Consider the following 18,033-nt stretch of genomic DNA (forward strand, 5'->3'; position numbering starts at 1 on the left):
CGGTCCGCGGGAGGCGGGGGCATCCGCCGGTCACGGCTGCTTCGGCGGCTCCCAGATGCCCTCGGTGATGAGGCGGTCGATCGCCGTCCGGTAGGGGGCCGGGTCCATGCCGCGCTCGCTCACCCACGTGTCGTCGTAGTAACTGTGCTGGTAGCGCTCGCCTCCGTCGCAGATGAGCGTGACCACGCTGCCCGTGCGCTCCTCCCGCAGCATGCGGGCGATCAGGTGCCACACACCCCAGAGGTTGGTTCCGGTCGATCCGCCCGCCGACAGCCCCGTGCGGTCGCGCAGGTCCCGCATCGCCGCAATGCTGGCGGCGTCGGGGACCGACATCATCAGATCGATCACCGACGGGACGAAGCTCGGTTCCAAGCGGGGCCGGCCGATGCCCTCGATACGGGAGGGCATCCCGGTCGCGTAGTCGGAAGCGCCCGTCACCCACCCGGGGAAGAACGCGGAGTGCTCCGGGTCGACCACCGCCAGGCGGGTCTGTAGACGGCGGTAGCGCAGATAGCGGCCGATGGTCGCCGATGTGCCCCCGGTGCCGGCGCCCACGACGATCCATTCGGGGCACGGATACCGCTCAAGCTCCAGCTGTTCGAAGATGGACTCGGCGATGTTGTTGTTGCCCCGCCAGTCCGTGGCCCGCTCGGCGTGCGTGAACTGGTCCATGTAGTGCCCGCCGGTCTCGGCCGCCAGGCGCTCGGCCTCGGTGTACATCTCCGGGGGCGCGTCGACGTAGTGGCAGCGGCCGCCGTAGCGCTCGATGAGGGCGATCTTCTCCGGGCTCGTGCGGCGGGGGATGACCGTGACGAAGTCCAACCCGATGAGCTGGGCGAAGTAGGCCTCCGAGACCGCCGTCGAACCGGAACTGGCCTCCACGATCGTGGTGCCCTCCGTGATCCACCCGTTGGCCAGCCCGTACAGGAACAGGGACCGTGCCAGGCGGTGCTTGAGGCTGCCGGTGGGGTGGACCGACTCGTCCTTGAGGTAGAGGTCGATGCCCCACTCCTCGGGGAGGGGGAAGGCGTGCAGGTGGGTGTCGGCCGAGCGGTTGGCGTCGGCCATCACCTTGCGTACGGCCTCGTCCGCCCAACGGCGTGAGGTGTGGGTGTCGCGTTCGACCCACGCGGGGTCCTCGCCGGGTTCGGGGACGTGCGGTCCGGGAGAGCTCATGCCGCAACCATAACGGGGCCGCGCCGGGGGATCCTCGGCGCGGCCGCGAGCGGTGTCAGTCCAGGCTGCCGCCGGACATCACCGCGTACATCCGGCGGTAGGTGGCCGCTTCCCCGTGGCGGTTCTGCCGCTCCAGGGTGCGGGCCAGGGCGATGTGCGCCCAGTTGTCGACGGGGTCGAGTTCGATGAGCCGGCGGAAGGCCTGTTCGGCCTTGTTGAGCTGGGCCGAGTCGAAGTAGGCACGGCCGAGCAGCTCGATCATCGAGCGCGTCTCGGTCTCCTCGTTCACCACGGTCTCGAGGATGCGGGCCGCGTAGATGGGGTCGCCCAGCTCCATGAACATACGGGCGCGGTTGAAGGTTTCGTAGGTTTCGTCGGTGCTGTCAGCCACGGTGCTCCTCTCGACGACGCCGGGTCGCCTGGGGGTGACAACCGCCCGGGGACACGTCAGCATTCCCGGGCCCGTACGGAGATCTACCCACCGCGGAGAGGCGCTGCCCGCCCGGTCCCGTTCGTTCCCCGCGCACGCCTGTGGCCCGCACAGGAAGCAGAGCTCCCCGGTGCGGGCCGACAGGAGGTCGGCCGCCGCGGCGGTTCAGAGGCCGGTGGGGTCCACACGTCCGGTGTCGACGTCGTAGATCGCGCCGGTGACCGGGAGGCCGGCGGGCAGCAGCGGGTGGTGGCGGATGCGCTCCAGGTCGTGCTTGAGTGCGCCGAGCTGGTCGTTGTCGGTCTTGAACTCCAGGCTCCGGGTGTCCACGCCGTACTGCTCCTCGATGACGTCGTGGACCACGTCGTCGCTCTCCACCGACGCCATCTTGCAGCGGGTGTGCGGCAGGATCAGCACCCGCTCCACACCCAGCAGGTACACGGCCAGGACCAGCGTGCGCAGGGTGTCGTCGGTGACGCGCGCGCCCGCGTTGCGCAGGATCTTCGCGTCACCGGGCCCGAGGCCGAGCATGTCCAGCGGCTCGATGCGCGAGTCCATGCACGTGACCAGCGCCAGGCCCCGCTTGGCGACGGGCTGCAGGCCGTTCAGGGAGAAGTTCGCGACGTACTCGGCGTTGGCCGAGAAGACGTCGTCGAATGGGGAGGGGGTCTGGTCGGACTGGCTCACTCTCGGTGCCCTTCCTCGTTCGTGGTCTTCGGTGTGCACGGTCGCGCACACCGGGGCCGTGCACAGGCAAGCAGGTCCTGTGCACGGTACGCATGCGGCTTGCCACGCCCGGTATCGGAACGTGATCGGACCAGGAGGGTCAGGAGGACGGTGCGTCCACCGGGGTGATACCGGAATCGGTCTGCCCGGATCCCACGGACGCCACGATGCTCGGCATGGCCTCCCCGGACCCGTCCCTGCGCTCGTTGGGGTCGGGCAGGCGCACCGGCCTGCCGTCCGCGCGCGCGGCACGGGCGGGGGAGCGGCCGATCCAGCCGAACAGCAGGGTGTCCTCGCCCTTGAGGTAGCGGTGGCAGCGCACACCACCGGTCGCACGGCCCTTCGAGGGGTAGGACTCGAAGGGAGTGACCTTGGCCGACCCCCCGTCGGTCCCGGCCAGGGACTGGGAACATCCGGACACCGTTACCACGACCGAGTCCTGCGGGCTCGGTACTGCCCCGAACCACAGCACGCGGGCGTCCTCGGTCAGGCGGACGCCGGCCACACCGCCGGCGGGGCGCCCCTGTGGACGCACGGCGGAGGCGGAGAAGCGCAACAGCTGCGCCTCGGAGGTGATGAAGGCCAGGTCCTCCTCACCGGTGGACAACTGGGTCGCGCCCACTACCCGGTCGTCCTCCTTGAGCGCGATCACCTCGAAGTCGTCCTTGTTCGGCGGCTGATCGGGCGCCACACGCTTGACCACGCCGCCCCGCGTGCCCAGGACGAACCCGGGCCCGTCGGTGTGCATGCCGACCACCGACACCACACGTTCGCCGTCCTCGAGTTGGACGAACTCCTCGGCGGGTAGCCCGGAGGCCAACGGCGGCGCTTCCTCGGCGGAGTCCGGCACTTCGGGCAGTTCCACCACCGGCACCCTGATCAACCGGCCCAGGTCGGTGACGAGGCCGACCTCCGAACGCGACGTGGTCGGCAGGGACGTGGCGACCGAGTCGTGCGCGGTGCGAATGCCCTCGTAGGCGGCGGGCAGCGTCGCGCCCTTGCTGCGCCCGATCGTGCCGTCGGTGCCCATGAGCACGTGGCAGGGCTGGTCGGCCATCTCCAACGGGATCACTGCGGCCTTGGCCACGCCGTCGTTCTCGCGCAACTGCGTGCGGCGCGGGGTGGCGTACTCCTTGGTGACGGCGTTGAGCTCCTTGGCGACCACGCGCCGCAGCTTCTGGTCCGACTCCAGGATCGCCGTGAGCTCCTCGATCTCCTTGTTCAGCTTGTCGCGCTCGGTCTCCAGCTCCAGGCGGTCGAAGCGGGTCAGGCGGCGCAGTGGGGTGTCGAGGATGTAGCGGGCCTGCACGTCGGACAGGTCGTAGGCACCCTTGAGCGCCTCACGGGCCCCGGCGGTGTCGTCGGCCTCGCGGATCAGGGCGATCACACGGTCGATGTCGAGCAGCGCCACCATGAGTCCGTCGACCAGGTGCAGGCGCTCGCGGCGCTTTTCCCGGCGGTACTCACTGCGGCGGCGCACCACGTCGAGGCGGTGGTCGACGTAGACCTGGAGGAGGTCGCGCAGGCCCAGGGTGCGGGGCTGGCCGTCGACGAGCGCGACGTTGTTGATCCCGAAGGACTCCTCCATCGGGGTGAGGCGGTAGAGCTCCTCGAGCACGGCCTCGGGGTTGAAACCGTTCTTGAGCTCCACGACCAGGCGCAGGCCCTGGTTGCGGTCGGTGAGGTCCTTGAGGTCGGAGATGCCCTGGAGCTTCTTGGACTGCACCAGCTCCTTGATGCGGCCGACGACCTTCTCCGGGCCCACGTTGTAGGGCAGCTCGGTCACGACCAGGCCGGTGCGGCGGGCCGAGACCTTCTCGATGGAGACGGTCGCGCGCGTCTTGAAGCTGCCGCGGCCGCGGGCGTAGGCGTCGCGGATCCCGTCCAGGCCCACGATGGTGCCGCCGGTGGGCAGGTCCGGCCCGGGCACGAACTCCATGAGGTCGTCCAGGCTCGCGTTCGGGTGCAGCACCAAGTGCCGGGCGGCCGTGATGACCTCGCCCAGGTTGTGGGGCACCATGTTGGTCGCCATGCCGACGGCGATCCCGGAGGAGCCGTTGACCAGCAAGTTCGGGAACGCGGCGGGGAGGACCTCGGGTTCTTGCTCCTGCCCGTCGTAGTTGGGCTTGAAGTCGACGACGTTCTCGTCGATGCCCTCGACCAGGAGCTGGGCGGGGCGGGCCAGGCGGGACTCGGTGTAACGCATCGCGGCGGGGGCGTCGTCGCCGCCGAGGGAACCGAAGTTGCCGTGGCCGTCCACCAGCGGTACACGCATCGCGAAGGACTGGCTGAGCCGGACCAGGGCGTCGTAGATCGCGGAGTCGCCGTGGGGGTGCAGGCGACCCATCACGTCACCGACGACGCGGGCGCACTTGACGTGGCCGCGGTCGGGGCGCAGCCCCATCTCGTTCATCTGGTAGAGGATGCGGCGCTGCACGGGCTTCATGCCGTCGCGTGCGTCCGGAAGTGCGCGTTGGTAGATGACCGAGTACGCGTACTCCAGGAAGCTGCCGCGCATCTCCTCGGAGACGTCGATGTCGATGATCTTCTCGGCGAGATCCTCGGGGGGACGGGAAGTAGTACGGGCCATGAACGTCATTCTGTCCTGTTCCGAGGACTGGAACGTACGCGGGCACCGGGTCGGGTGGGTGTGAGTCGCGTGACTGCGGGGTTTTTGTCGGGATGGGCGGTGGTTCTCGTCCCGCGAGCGGGTCGGGGCGAGAACCACCTCCGCACACCTCGGGGATGGGTACCGGGCAGGTGCGCCTCTCGGGCACCGTCCCCGCGGGTGCCTCGTGCACCCCTGGACGTGAGATCTCTCCGGGAAGTGTTCAACTGTCGGGACCGGAGGGCAATGCCGGGAAAGGTAAGAGTGGCCGTTCCGTTACCCCTGTCACCTCGTGGTGCTTTTAGGTACTGGGTTCCGATTCTGGGGTTTCCCGGGCGAAGGGCTCTCGGCCTCGGATCGTGCCTGTGGACAACCGATCGGGGGCCTCCGGCTCTGGTACCAAGGAACGCATGAGGACCCCCACGCACGACGGCATCCACGACACCTCCGCGGCCCCGGCCGGCGGCGCCCTGCGCGAGCGCGCCGAACAGCATCTGCGTGCCCTGGCGGGCGAAGATGCCCGGCTGCGCGAGGACCAGTGGAGAGCCATCCACGCCCTGGTCGCCGACCAGCGGCGGGCGCTGGTCGTGCAGCGCACCGGGTGGGGCAAGTCCGCCGTGTACTTCGTCGCCACGGCCCTGCGCCGCGGCGAGGGGGCCGGGCCCACCGTCATCGTCTCCCCGCTGCTGGCGCTCATGCGCAACCAGATCGCGGCCGCCGAACGCGCCGGTGTCCGGGCCCGGACCATCAACAGCTCCAACACCACCGACTGGGAGTCCACCTACGCCGACGTCGCCGCCGGGCTCGTCGATGTGCTGCTCATCAGCCCCGAACGCCTCAACAACCCCGAGTTCCGCGACCGTGTGCTGCCCGAGCTGGCCGCCGGGGCCGGACTGGTCGTGATCGACGAGGCCCACTGCGTCTCCGACTGGGGCCACGACTTCCGCCCCGACTACCGGCGCATCCGCCAGCTCCTGCACGACCTGCCCGACGGCATCCCCGTGCTGGCCACCACCGCGACCGCCAACGAACGTGTCACCCACGACGTGGCCGAACAACTGCGCTCGGGCGACGAACGCCAGGAGACCCTCGTCCTGCGGGGACCCCTGGAACGGGAGAGCTTGCGCCTGGCGGTGGCACAGCTGCCCGATCCGACCGCGCGCATGGGGTGGCTGGCCGAGCACCTGCCGTGCATCGAGGGCTCCGGCATCATCTACACACTCACGGTCAACGCCGCTCTGGAGACCGCCCGGTTCCTGTCCGAACAGGGCATGGCCGTGCGGGCCTACACCGGGCAGACCGACCCCGAGGAACGGCGTGAGGCCGAGGACGCTCTGCTCGCCAACGAGGTCAAGGCCCTGGTCGCCACCAGCGCCCTGGGAATGGGTTTCGACAAACCCGACCTCGGCTTCGTCGTCCACCTCGGCGCGCCCCAGTCGCCGATCTCCTACTACCAACAGGTCGGACGTGCAGGGCGCGGCCTCGACCGTGCCGAGGCGGTGCTGCTGCCCGGGCGCGAGGACACCCAGATCTGGGACTACTTCGCGAGCCTGACCTTCCCGCCCGAGCAGACCGTGCGCCAGACCCTGGACACGCTCGCGGAGGCGGGGGGGNCGCGTGGACCTGCGGCGTTCCCGGCTGGAGCAGATGCTCAAGGTGCTGGACGTCGACGGGGCCGTGCAGCGCGTGCGCGGTGGGTGGATCTCCACCGGGCACCCGTGGGTCTACGACTCCGAGCGCTACACGGCCGTCGCAGCCGCTCGCGATCGCGAACGCCGGGCCATGCTCGATTACATCGCCGCGACCACGTGCCGCATGGAGTTCCTGCGCGGCCAGCTCGACGACGCCGAGGCCGAACCCTGTGGCCGCTGCGACGTGTGCACCGGCCGGTACTGGCCCACCGAGGTCGATCCCGCCCGGCGCGACGCCGCTGCGGGCCTGCTCGACCGGCCGGGCACGCCCATCGCCCCGCGCCGCCAGTGGCCGACCGGGATGAAGGCCCTCGACATCCCCCTCTCCGGCCGGGTTCCCGAGGGCGAACGCCACGAGGAGGGGCGTGCTCTGGCCCGTTTCACCGACGTCGGGTGGGGCACCGAACTCCGGCGGATCCTGGCGGCCGACGCCCCGGACGAGCCGGTGAGCGATCGGGTGCTCCAAGGCCTGGTTCGGGTGCTCGCCGACTGGGACTGGGCTCAGCGCCCCGTCGCGGTGGCCGCGATGCCGTCGGCGACCCGTCCCGAGCTCGTCACCGACCTGGCCGCACGCATCGCCGGCCTGGGGCGTCTCGAACCGCTCGGCTCACTGGAGTACGCCGACCCCTCCGGGCCGGGGGAGCGGCGGCACAACAGTGCTCTGCGCCTGGCCCAGGTGCACAAGGTTCTGCGGATCGGCCCCGACCTGGCAGCACGCGCCGGGCAGATGGACGGACCGGTGCTGCTCGTGGACGATCACGTCGACACCGGGTGGAGCCTGGCGGTGGCCGCGTCGCTGCTGCGCCGAGCCGGTGCCCCCGCTGTCCTTCCTCTCACCCTCGCCGCCGGCTGAACCGCGTACTCGGAAGGCGCGAACGCTCCGGCGCGGTGCGCACGGAGCCGTGGCTTCGCGACGGACAGGCCCCGGGCGTGAACTTCGGGTCACCGGGGCTCGGGGGTCAGCGGATGCGCTGGCCGCGCGGGGCGCCGCGCCGTACCGGCTGCCCCTCGCCCAGGTCGGGGCGGGCACCCGGCTGGTGCAGGGCGCGCGCCGCCAGGCGCTGGGCCCGGCCGAGCGCCTCTTTCGGATGGCGGCCCACCAGCCAGGCCGGCAGGAACCCGGCCATGAATGCATCACCCGCGCCGACGGAGCCCGGCGACGGCTCCACCGGCTCGGCCGGCGCCGTCACACAGTCCTCGCGGGTCTTGGACGCCCACAGGCCGCCCTCGTCACCCAACTTCAGCACCACGTTCGGGAACCACGCCGTGAGCACCTTGGCCGCGGCCTCGGGCTCCTCCCGGCCTGTGAGCACCTTGGCCTGATCCATGTTGGCGAAGAGCAGCCGCACACCCTGCGTCCACTCCAGGAACTCCTCGGCGCCGGCACGCTTGAGCGGCGCGTGCGAACCGCCGTCCACCGAGATGGACATTCCGGTCTCCTGTGCCGTCCGCAGCGCCACACGCGCCGCACGGCGGGAGTCCTCGTTGATGAGTGTGTACCCGGACACGTGCAGGTGCCCGTCCGGGCCGAACACGTCGCGGGGCAGGTCCTCGGGCTGAAGGCGGGCGTTGGCGCCGGGGTCGCTGAGCATCGTGCGGTCGCCGCGGTGCGTGATCATGACCACGCACGTTCCGGTCGGGCGCTCCGGGTCCATGACCATGCGGGAGTCCAGCCCGTACCCCATGAGTTCCATCTCGCGGGTACGGCCGGTGATGTCGGAGCCCCTCCGGCCGACGAAGGTAGTGTCGGTTCCCTCGACGGCGAGCCACGAGGCGATGTTGGCGCCCGAACCCCCGCCGTACATGACCACCGATGCAGGGGTGTCGCTGCCGCGGGCCAACGGGTGGAACGCGCGCGCGACTGCATCGGTCATGAGATCACCGATTACGACCACTCGTGTCATTTCGCCAGCCACCGCCGAGGGTTATGAGAATCCGTGCCCGAACGACGTTAACAGGTGAACTGTCAGCTACGTGTAACGAAGTGACAGCGCCCCGGACACGCTGTGTCCAGGGGACGATCGGCCCACAGGCGGGGGAACCGGGACTCTGTGCGGATCGTTGAGAAAGGCCCAGCTCCGCGTGGTCCGAGCGGTGTTTTCGTGCGGGCAGCGAGGACTTTCCCCAGATTCGACCGAATGTCGTCTAGTCTCGCAGTCGTGCAGTCCTACCCGAACCACTGGGAAGCCGACGTCGTGTTGACCGACGGCGGCACCGCGCACATGCGCCCCATCACCCCTGACGATGCCGACCTGCTGCGCGAGTTCCACGCCCGGCTCTCGCCGGAGACGATCTACTACAGGTTCTTCGCGCCCTACCCGAAACTGTCCGACCGGGACGTCGACCGGTTCACCAACGTCGACTACGAGGACCGCGTCGCTCTGGTGGCCACCATCTCCGACTCTCTCGTCGCTGTGGTGCGTTACGACAAGATCGCCCCCGAGGAGGCCGAGGTCGCCTTCGTGGTGGAGGACGGTCACCAGGGCCGCGGCCTCGCATCGGTCCTGCTCGAACACATCGGCGCGGCCGCGCGAGAGCGGGGCGTGCGCCGCTTCATCGCCGATGTCCTGCCCGAGAACCGCCGGATGGTCAACGTCTTCCGCGAGGCGGGATACACCGCCGAGCAGACCTTCGACGAGGGCGTCATCCGGCTGACCCTGGACCTGCAGCCCACCGACGACTCCAAGGAGGTCATGCGGGCCCGCGAACAGCGCGCCGAGTCGCGTTCCATCGCCCGTCTGCTCTACCCGGGCTCGGTCGCGGTCATCGGTGCCAGCCGCACCGCACACACGATCGGCCAGGGCTCCCTGCGCAACCTGCTGGGCGGTGACTTCCAGGGACCCGTCTATCCCGTCCACCCCGAGGCCAAGGCCGTGGCCGGCGTGCGCGCCTACCCCACGGTCAGCGACATCCCCGACGACGTCGACCTGGCCGTGGTCGCGGTGCGTGCCGAGGCCGTCGCAGCCGTCGTGGAGGAGTGCGCGGAGAAGGGCGTGCACGGGCTCGTCGTGGTCAGCTCCGGCTTCGGCGAGCTGGGTCCCGAGGGCCGCGCCCGCCAGGACGAACTGGTGCGCACCGCCCGCGCCGCCGGCATGCGCGTGGTCGGCCCGAACTGCCTCGGGATCGCCAACAGCGACCCCAAGGTGTCCCTGAACGCCACCCTCTCGCCGGACCTGCCGCCCAGCGGCCCCATCGGGTTCTTCTCGCAGTCCGGCGCGCTGGGCCGGGCCATCCTGCAGCGTGTGGCCGAGCGCGGCATGGGGCTGTCGACCTTCGTGTCCGCCGGCAACCGCGCCGACGTCTCCGGCAACGACCTCATGCAGTACTGGCAGGAGGACCCCTCCACCGGTGTCGTGCTCCAGTACCTGGAGTCACTGGGCAACCCGCGCAAGTTCACCCGCCTGGCCCGGCGCCTGGCCAAGCAGAAGCCGGTCGTGGCCGTGCGCAGCGGCGGCGCCGCCCAGACCACCCCCACCGGTCATGCCGCAGGCGGGCTGTCCCTGCCCGACTATGCCGTCACGTCCTTGTTCCAACAGGCCGGGGTGGTGCGCGTCGACGACATCACGCAGATGTTCGATGCCGCACAGGTCTTCGCCTACCAGCCGCTGCCCGAGGGGCCGCGTGTGGGCATCATCGGCAACTCCGACTCCCTGGAACTGCTGGTCAAGGACGCCGCCGTGCGCCAGGGCCTCAAGCCGCACGAGCCCGTCAACCTGGGGCCGCAGGCCACCGCCGAGGACTTCGACCTGGCCCTGGAGACGGCATTGGCCGCGCCCGACGTGCACTCCGTCGTGGTCGTGTTCATCCCGGCTCTGCACCCGATCTCCGACGACGTCGCACGCGTGCTGCGGGCGCGCGCAATGGAGTCGGACAAGCCCATCGTCACCACCTACCTGGCACGGCAGGGTATCCCGGAGGAACTGCGCCACTCGGGTGAGCGCGGCGAGACACTCAAGGGTTCCGTGCCCTCCTACCCCGCGCCCGAGGACGCGGTGCGTGCGCTGGCTCTGGCCACCCGCTACGCCCAGTGGCGCAACCGCAAGCCCGGACGCCACCCCGAGCTCCCCGACATCGACCGGGCCCGGGCGCGCGCAGTCATCACCCGTGCCCTGGACAAGGACACCCCGGACGAGGAGGACATCGCCTGGTTCGGGGGCGAGCGCCGCTACGACGAGGAGACCGCGGTGTCCGGGCAGGACGCACGAGACCTCCTCGCCAGTTACGGCATCGCCGCCTACCCCGACATCACCGCCGCCTCCGCCGACGAGGCCGTTGTTGCGGCCGGACAGCTCGGTTACCCCGTGGTGGTCAAGGCCGACGCCCCCGACCTGAGGGTGCGCGCCGGCGGCACGTTCGTGCGTGCCGACCTGCGCACACCGGAGGACGTGCGCAGCGCCTACAACTCCCTGGCCGACCGCTTCGGCGGCGAGGCCGAGCTCGTGGTGCAGCGCATGGCCGCACCCGGTGTGCCCACGGTGATCAGGGCCGGGGACAACCAGTCCTTCGGCTCGGTGGTCTCCTTCGGGCTGGCCGACGTGACCGCCGAACTCCTCGATGACCGGGCCTTCCGGCTGGCGCCGCTCACCGACATGGACGCAGCCGACCTCATCCATGCGGTGCGGGCGGCGCCGTTGCTGTTCGGCTTGCCGGCCGGGTCGACGTCCCTGGCCGAACAGCCCAACGTCGAGGCCCTGGAGGAACTGTTGATCCGGGTGTCGCGCCTGGTCGAGGCCTTCCCGGAGATCGGCTACGTCGACCTCGACCCCGTCCTGGTCAACGCCACCGGAGCCCACGTGCTGGGTGCCCGGGTGTGGTTGCGCGAGGCGCCCGAGGTGCGTCCCGACGTCGGGCCGCGCCGCCTCCGCGGGGTGACGTTCTGACCATGTGGCCTGGGCTTTTCAGATCCCGGTCGCGAAATGTCGGCGGTAGGGGGCAGGATAGGAGCATGAGGAAAACACGAGCCGTCTCCGCGGACTGGCGTTCGGAGATCGAACGGAGCGGGTACTATCCCGCGCTGGTCATCGACGCGGTCGCCGACGCCCTGGGTGAGGAGGACGCCGAGGCGTTCGTCGTGCACCACGAGGCGACCTTCGACCCGGCGATGGAGATGCGGCGGCACATCACCGTGATGCTGCTGACCGCCAACCGGCTCGTGGTGTGCCACACCGACGAGCATCCGCCCACCGACCCCGCGGGAACCTCGCACGCCTCCACCACGACCGACAGCATCCAGCTCGGCAACATCCAGTCGGTGGGGCTGACGCGCGTGGTGCCCAACCCGGCCCAGTACACGCCCGGCAGCCTGCCCAGCGAACTCGTGCTCAGCGTGAACCTGTCGGTGAACTGGGGGGCCGTCGCGCACATCGACCTCGAACCGGCCGCGTGCGCCGACGAGACCTGCGAGCTCGACCACGGGTACACCGGCGCCATCACCGCCGAGCCGCTCACGCTCAGGGTGAGCGAGGCCGCCGACGGAGCCGACGCCGTGCGTTCCATGATGGGATTCGCCGACGCGCTCTCGGCCGCGACCGGGGGGCGCTGACCGGAAACCGTTCGAGGTACGGTCGCGTAGACCACCACGAGGGCACCGTCTCCACCTGCGGGTGGGGCGCGGTGCCCTCGTCGTGCGGAGGGGCCACACGGGGCCCGTGAGCGCCGTGGCCTACCGTGTGAACGTCACGTGACAGAAGGCTCCACGCGCGTGATGAGGACTTAACGAACACGACGTCATCGGACATGGTGATGTGATGACCGGTCCGTCTAGGGTGTGTCCGGTGGGCCCGAGCCCTCCGTCCCCACCGGGCCGGGGCGCCCGGTCCCCACGTCCGGCGTGACCGGTCACGAACCGGGAGCGCACGCGCCCCCGACGATCGGTCCCGCGCGCGTAGAGACTGCCCCGCACCGCGGGGACGGACCCGGAAAGGTCAACTGCGATGACGCAGCAGCAGCCCCCCACCGGCGACACCCCCCTGGTGAAGCTCACCGTCGATCGAGCCGTCGCCACCATCACCCTCGACTCCCCCCGCAACCGCAACGCACTCTCGGCACGCCTGCGGTCGGAGCTGTCCAAGGCCCTGGCCGACGCGATGGCCGACGACGACGTGCGCGGGATCGTGCTCACCGCGACCGGGCCGGTCTTCTGCGCCGGCGCCGACCTCAAGGAGATCGGCGCCGCCCTGGCGGGTGAGCAGATCGAGCCGGCCCCGGAACTCCCGGAGATCTTCGAACAGATCATGGGCGGGCCCAAACCGGTCGTGGCGGTGCTCAACGGTGCGGCACGCGCCGGAGGTATCGGCCTGGTCGCCGCAGCCGACATCGCGCTCGCCCCGAAGAGCGCCACGTTCGCCTTCACCGAGGTACGCATCGGGGCGGTTCCGGCGATCATCTCCGTCCCAGTGTCGGCCCGGATGCACTCACGTCAGCTCAGTCGCTACTTCATCACCGGCGAGCTCTTCGACGCCGCCGACGCCGCCGACGCCGGCCTCATCACCCGGGCCGTGCCCGACCGGGAGATGGACCACGCGTCGGAGAGCGTGCTGGAGGGCCTTCGCGCCGCAGCACCCGCCGCCCTCTCGCGCACCAAGCAGTTGCTCGGTGAGGTCGGCGGGGGCGCGGAGGCCGCACCCGACCGCAGGTCCGAGGCGTTCGAGCGCATGGGACAGCTCTCCGCGGAGTTCTTCGCCGGGGAGGAGGCGGCCGAGGGGCGGACCGCCTTCTTCGAGAAGCGCCCGCCGTCCTGGTCGCGTTGACGCCTCCCCGCGCCCCGGTCCGCGCCCCGGTCCGGGGCGTTCGTGCCCCCGTCGGCGCACCGGTGGCAGCACGGGCCGCGGGCGCGGGAAGCGTTCACCGGGCCGTTCCCGAACACCGGGTGACCTGCACGGAAACGATGCATGGCACGGGTCCCGCACGAGGGGAGCGGGGTGGGGTTTGTGCGGTGCCGGGGCCGGGCCACAATGGTCGGGTGAGCTACTCCGGAGATACGAGGGTCGGCGGCCCCGCCGACCTGCGAGAACTACCGCACCTGACGATCACCAAACTGGCCGTCGGACCGATGGACAACAACGCCTACCTGCTGCGTTGCCGTGCCACCGGCGAGGCGGTGCTCATCGACGCGGCGGCCGAGGCGGACCGCCTGCTCGAGATGCTCGGCGAGGACGGGCTGGCACGGGTGGTCACCACCCACCGCCACCAGGACCACTGGCAGGCGCTGGCCGAGGTCGTCGGCCAGACCGGCGCCCGCACGGTGGCCCACCCCGACGACGCCGACGACCTGCCGGTCTCCGTGGACGAACCGGTCGTGGACGGGGCGCGCATCCCCGTAGGGGACTGCTCGGTCTCCGTCGTCCACCTGCGCGGGCACACCCCCGGGTCGATCGCGCTGCGTTACGACGACCCCGCGGGGCACACCCACCTGTTCACCGGCGACAGCCTCTTCCCGGGCGGTGTGGGCCGTACGTGGTCCGACGACGATTTCCGCAGCCTCCTCGGTGACGTGGAGGAGCGGGTCTTCGCCACCATGGACGACGACACCTGGGTCTACCCCGGCCACGGCCGCGACACCACCCTGGGCGCCGAGCGTCCCAGCCTCGCCGAGTGGCGCGAGCGCGGCTGGTAGGCCTCACCCGCCGTAGCAGCAGAACCCCGCACGCCCGAGGTGGAGCGCAACCGCCTCGGGCACGGGCGTCCCCGCGGCCAGCGCCCGGTGGAACCTCCGCATGGCCGCGCCTGTCCCGGTGTCGCTCACCGGGACGGGACTGGCCACCACCGCACGCGCTCCCCGGGACAGCAACGCCCCCACGAACCCCAGCGGTGGGCCGGAACGGTGCCCGAACGCGCCTCCGTTCCAGCACGTGGCCAACGTGACCACCGACGGGACGCGGTCGAGGCCGACCAGGTCGCAGGCCAGCAGCGGGGCGCCCTCCAGTTCCACCGACGCCAGCATCGCCGCGCGGTCGGGGACGTACCCGTGCCCGGCCACATGTGCCAGGTCGGCTTCGCCCATCGACTCCAGTACCGCCCGCGGTCGGGCCCGCGTCCCGGACAGCACCCGGGCCTGCGGATAGAGACGGGCCAGCGCCGCCACCTCCTCGGCCGCCCCGGGCAGCACCGGACCCGCGGCGAGCAGGACCCGGTCCAGGGCCGGGACCCCGTCCGGACGCGCCACCCACGCGCGTGCCGACGGAACCAGCGACAGCGGTCGGCCACGTAGGGCGGGGAGTGCACCCCAGGGCGGTTCGCCCAGGAAGGGCTCCCAGGACAGCACCAGCGGCCGGTCGCCGATCGCCTCCAGCACCGGGCCGAGCAGGACCTTGCCCGCTTCGTCGGCCGCTCGCGGGAGGTCCGGGTCGACGGGGACGCAGCGGGTGAAGCGCGTGGCCCGTGTGGCTGCCCGTGCAGCCGGGCCCAGTGGGAGGGCACGGACACCGCCGTCCGCCACGACCAGGGCCCAGGCGCGGTCGTCGACCTGCACGTAACGGACGTAGGCGCGATCGCCGAGGCGGGAGAGCAGGGTTCCGGTCACCGGGTTCCAGGGTCCGGGGCGGGCCCGTGGCGGTAGCGGACCGCGCGGAGGACGCAGCGCGCGATGGACGTGCCGGGCGTAGAACGAACGCCGCCGGGACCGTTCCCACGCGTGTGCCTGCGCCTGCGCTTCGGCCGGGCTCGCGCGTGCGTGCGCGGTCCGGTAGGAGTCGGTGTGCGCGCGGCCGCCCGTCGCGTCCGGGCCCGGCACCAGGGGCGAGGTCCAGCTGCACCCGAGTTCGGCCCATTCCAGTGCCGTCTCGGCCTCACCCGTGGACAGAGCATGGGCCAGCGCGGTGCGTGCGGTGTGCGGCGGCGGTGCTGCGGACCCGGGAAGGGGGCAGGCTCCGCGCCTGCGGACGGCGGGGCGGCGCGCTGACCGGCGCACGAGGCGGTCGGCGAAGCGGTACCAGAGGGAGCCGGGTCCGTGCTGTTCCTGTACCTTCAGGCCGGCGTCGCGGGCATACCACGGATCACCCTCGAGGAGCCGGAGGGTGGCTTCGCGAAGGTGCGCCGTGGGCCCTGTGGGGGACCCGTCGCCCAGGGCCTCTGAGGCTTCCTGGAGGAGCCCCTCACTCAGCAGGGCCTCGGCCAGGTCCACGTGCAGGGCCTCGCTGCGGTCGTCGGGCATGCGCGGCAGCAGGTCGTGGAAGAGGCCGATCGCCGCTGTGCTGTCGCCCCGGTGCAGGGCCAGGCAGCCCAGGTTCTGGCGGATCATGAGATCCAGGACGCCGAGGCCGTGTGACTCGGCGCGGGAGCGTGCCTCCTGCAAGTGGTCGTGTGCGGCGTCGAAGCGGCCGCAGAGGCTCTGGGCGAGCCCGAGGTTGGCGAGAGTCCCGGGGAGGACCGCCGCGACCCGGGACAGGGGATGTCGGCGCAATCGGGACTGGGTTTCGTCGAGGAGGGTGACGGTGTCCTCGAACCGGCCGTCCTGGGCGAGTCGGACGCCCTCGGAGACCTGCCGCAGCAGGGTGTGGCCGGAGATCAGCGCGGCTGCGTGTGCGGGGCCAGGGGGACGCGAAACCAACGTGGCCTCTTTCCACGGTGTGGGGCCGTTGCGCTCCCAGTGTGGGCAGGCCACCCGCGTTGTCGGGAGGGCTCGGCCGGATCTCGCCCGATCTGCGGGGGGCGAACCGCCTCCAACCCGGACAAGGGGACGCGCGCGGCCGTGGTTTGTGCGTGTCCCGGGGCCAGGGATCGGAACGTCCGCTTCTGTTGCCGGTGGCATCTGCGGTGTGAGACGTGCCTTCGTGCGCCGTGGTGCACAGGATCAGCAGCCCACCCGCCCCGTCGGCTCCACCTACCTCGCTGTCGGCCGTGGGCTGTGCACGGAGCGCCCCTCATGGGGCCTTCGGCGCTGATGGAAATGCGGAGTGCCTGCCGGCTGAGGTGCGGTGCAAGGGTGGCGTGGTCTCGTGCGGGCTGTGCGCACGCAGGGTGCAGTCCGTGGTGCGGGGTGTGGCCGGGCCGACAGGGCGTGTGCGGGCGGGGAGCCGCGGGGTGCGCGTCCGGATCGATCGCCGCCGGTGGCCGGGTGCAGGGCGGCGATCGGGGCGTGCGTGGCGCGTGTGGTGGGTGTGCCCTGGGGATCGAGGAGGGCGCGGGGTGTGGGAACCGGCGGGGCCGAACGGTGGCGCAGCGGGTGTGGTGCCGGGGTCGAGGGGGAGTGCGCGGCGGGCGCACTGGTGCGGGAGGCACGGGGCGTGCGTGCTGTGCGTGGGTCAGACCGTGAACCAGTCCGTCGCGACGGCGCCGTCGCGACGGTGCTCCACCACCAGGCTCACCGGCCCCGGGGCGAGGCCCGCGACACCGAACGAGCCGTCCAACGCCACCCGTCGGCCGAGGGTGCGGTCCGGCCGACGCACGTGGACCCGGGCTCTGGGGGAGTCCGGATCCTCCTCGGCGACCAGCCCCGACAGCGAGCGCATCCCGCCCTCGGCCCGCACCCACACGTCCAGTGTGAATGCATCGTGGTCGAAGCGCAGGTGGGTGAGTAGCTCCGGACCCCCGGACCGCAGGGGTTCGGGGGCGGGACGGTGCTCCGCGGCCACCGGTGCGTGCCCCCGCAGGTCGTCGGAGCGGTCGAAGGCCGCCAGGGCGGCGGCACGCCCCCGCAGGTCTCCCGTGTGCGCGGAACGGTGGTTCAACGGTCCTCCCTGAGGATTCGGTGGAGTCGGCGTTTGAGGCGCCGCCGCTCCACGGGTGTGGTCTCGCCGGGCTGGGCCTGGCCGAGGTAGTAGAGGGCCGCACGCCGGTCGGCGGGATCGGTGAGGGTTCCCAGGGCGCGGTGCAACGCTTCGTGGACCTCTTTGCGCAGGTACAGCGCTTCCGGGTCGAGGTCCTCGGAACCGCCGTCGGGGTGCCGTGCCGCCAACGCGTGCGGGTCCACGGGGTGCAGGTCGAGGCCGTTGCGGCGTTGGCGTGCACAGGTGGAGCGGGTGACCCGGCGCAGCCAGTGGCGCAGGTGGTGCGGCGAGTGCAGGCGGGGCAGGTGCTGGTTGAGCGTCAGCCACACGGTCTGCACGGCGTCCTCGCGGTCGGGCGAGCCCAGGCGGTAGGAGCTCGCGATGGCGTTGACCATGGGCAGGTGCCGGTCGACGATGGCGGCCCAGGCGTCGGCGTCGCCCTCCCTGGCCCGGGCGACCAGGGCACCGTCGTCCTCGTCCGATCTGGCCGGAACCGGCAATTCGGGCGGGGTTTTACCCTCGGATGTGGTCGAAAGTACCGTTTTCCGTGACTCGTCCGTGCCGTGTGTGCCCTCACCCGGCTGGTCTGGCACAACTGCCCCCATTATGATCGGACTCCCTGCCCTTATGAAGCTCACGGTAACCGCTGAGGCCCTCGGGCACGGGGGTAACGCAGGAAAAGGACCAGCGTGACCG

Annotated in this window: 12 protein-coding genes and 1 pseudogene; 5 read left to right on the top strand and 8 right to left on the bottom strand. The window is 71.4% G+C overall.

The genetic code is table 11. The annotated features are described in order from the left end of the window. Positions 1-30: 30 nt before the first annotated feature. From D474_RS0105355 to D474_RS0105370, 4 genes are all read right to left on the bottom strand, one after another. Positions 31-1,176 (bottom strand): L-cysteine desulfhydrase Cds1, encoded by a 1,146-nt coding sequence (locus tag D474_RS0105355; RefSeq protein WP_017612564.1) that lies wholly within the window; start codon positions 1,174-1,176, stop codon positions 31-33. 55 nt (positions 1,177-1,231) lie between these two features. Continuing rightward, complete coding sequence (locus tag D474_RS0105360; protein WP_051050919.1) at positions 1,232-1,519, bottom strand: tetratricopeptide repeat protein; 288 nt, start codon at positions 1,517-1,519, stop codon at positions 1,232-1,234. Positions 1,520-1,771: 252 nt separating this feature from the next. Further along, positions 1,772-2,293 (bottom strand): beta-class carbonic anhydrase, encoded by a 522-nt coding sequence (locus tag D474_RS0105365; protein WP_017612566.1) that lies wholly within the window; start codon positions 2,291-2,293, stop codon positions 1,772-1,774. 139 nt (positions 2,294-2,432) lie between these two features. Next, on the bottom strand, positions 2,433-4,922 hold the full coding sequence (locus D474_RS0105370; protein WP_026118193.1) for a DNA gyrase/topoisomerase IV subunit A: 2,490 nt from the start codon (positions 4,920-4,922) through the stop codon (positions 2,433-2,435). Between the two features lie 428 nt (positions 4,923-5,350). Between D474_RS0105370 and D474_RS27750 the strand changes: the two are divergent. Then, a pseudogene (locus tag D474_RS27750) lies at positions 5,351-7,484 on the top strand (RecQ family ATP-dependent DNA helicase). Between the two features lie 106 nt (positions 7,485-7,590). Here the strand turns inward: D474_RS27750 and D474_RS0105380 are convergent. Continuing rightward, positions 7,591-8,526 carry a carbohydrate kinase family protein gene (locus tag D474_RS0105380; protein ID WP_026118194.1) on the bottom strand — a complete coding sequence of 312 codons (936 nt, stop codon included), beginning with the start codon at positions 8,524-8,526 and terminating at the stop codon, positions 7,591-7,593. A 264-nt stretch (positions 8,527-8,790) separates the two neighbouring features. Here D474_RS0105380 and D474_RS0105385 point away from each other — a divergent pair, with 264 nt between their 5' ends. From D474_RS0105385 to D474_RS0105400, 4 genes are all read left to right on the top strand, one after another. Further along, positions 8,791-11,511: a bifunctional acetate--CoA ligase family protein/GNAT family N-acetyltransferase gene (locus D474_RS0105385; RefSeq protein WP_017612571.1), complete on the top strand. Its 2,721-nt coding sequence runs from the start codon at positions 8,791-8,793 to the stop codon at positions 11,509-11,511. 65 nt (positions 11,512-11,576) lie between these two features. Then, the gene (locus tag D474_RS0105390; RefSeq protein WP_017612572.1) at positions 11,577-12,173 is read left to right on the top strand and encodes a DUF5998 family protein; all 597 of its coding nucleotides are present in this window, start codon (positions 11,577-11,579) and stop codon (positions 12,171-12,173) included. Between the two features lie 391 nt (positions 12,174-12,564). Next, positions 12,565-13,380, top strand: a complete 816-nt coding sequence (locus D474_RS0105395; protein WP_017612573.1) for an enoyl-CoA hydratase-related protein — start codon at positions 12,565-12,567, stop codon at positions 13,378-13,380. A gap of 212 nt (positions 13,381-13,592) precedes the next feature. Continuing rightward, positions 13,593-14,246 carry an MBL fold metallo-hydrolase gene (locus D474_RS0105400; RefSeq protein WP_017612574.1) on the top strand — a complete coding sequence of 218 codons (654 nt, stop codon included), beginning with the start codon at positions 13,593-13,595 and terminating at the stop codon, positions 14,244-14,246. Positions 14,247-14,249: 3 nt separating this feature from the next. Here D474_RS0105400 and D474_RS0105405 read toward each other — a convergent pair whose 3' ends face one another. From D474_RS0105405 to D474_RS0105415, 3 genes are all read right to left on the bottom strand, one after another. Then, positions 14,250-16,178, bottom strand: a complete 1,929-nt coding sequence (locus D474_RS0105405; RefSeq protein WP_017612575.1) for a CHAT domain-containing protein — start codon at positions 16,176-16,178, stop codon at positions 14,250-14,252. 694 nt (positions 16,179-16,872) lie between these two features. Beyond that, a complete protein-coding gene (locus D474_RS0105410; RefSeq protein ID WP_017612576.1) occupies positions 16,873-17,298 on the bottom strand; it encodes a hypothetical protein in 426 nt (141 codons plus the stop codon). Next, positions 17,295-17,837 (bottom strand): RNA polymerase sigma factor, encoded by a 543-nt coding sequence (locus D474_RS0105415; protein WP_017612577.1) that lies wholly within the window; start codon positions 17,835-17,837, stop codon positions 17,295-17,297. The genes D474_RS0105410 and D474_RS0105415 overlap by 4 nt, the downstream gene beginning before the upstream one ends. Positions 17,838-18,033: the final 196 nt, after the last annotated feature.

This window comes from Nocardiopsis salina YIM 90010, from assembly GCF_000341025.1.
GTDB lineage: Bacteria > Actinomycetota > Actinomycetes > Streptosporangiales > Streptosporangiaceae > Nocardiopsis > Nocardiopsis salina.

Excerpts from the sequence above, each read along its gene's own strand:
- D474_RS0105355 (WP_017612564.1), bottom strand. The coding sequence starts at position 1,176 with ATGAGCTCTCCCGGACCGCACGTCCCCGAACCCGGCGAGGACCCCGCG.
- D474_RS0105360 (WP_051050919.1), bottom strand. The coding sequence starts at position 1,519 with ATGTTCATGGAGCTGGGCGACCCCATCTACGCGGCCCGCATCCTCGAG.
- D474_RS0105370 (WP_026118193.1), bottom strand. The coding sequence starts at position 4,922 with ATGGCCCGTACTACTTCCCGTCCCCCCGAGGATCTCGCCGAGAAGATC.
- D474_RS0105390 (WP_017612572.1), top strand. The coding sequence starts at position 11,577 with ATGAGGAAAACACGAGCCGTCTCCGCGGACTGGCGTTCGGAGATCGAA.
- D474_RS0105395 (WP_017612573.1), top strand. The coding sequence starts at position 12,565 with ATGACGCAGCAGCAGCCCCCCACCGGCGACACCCCCCTGGTGAAGCTC.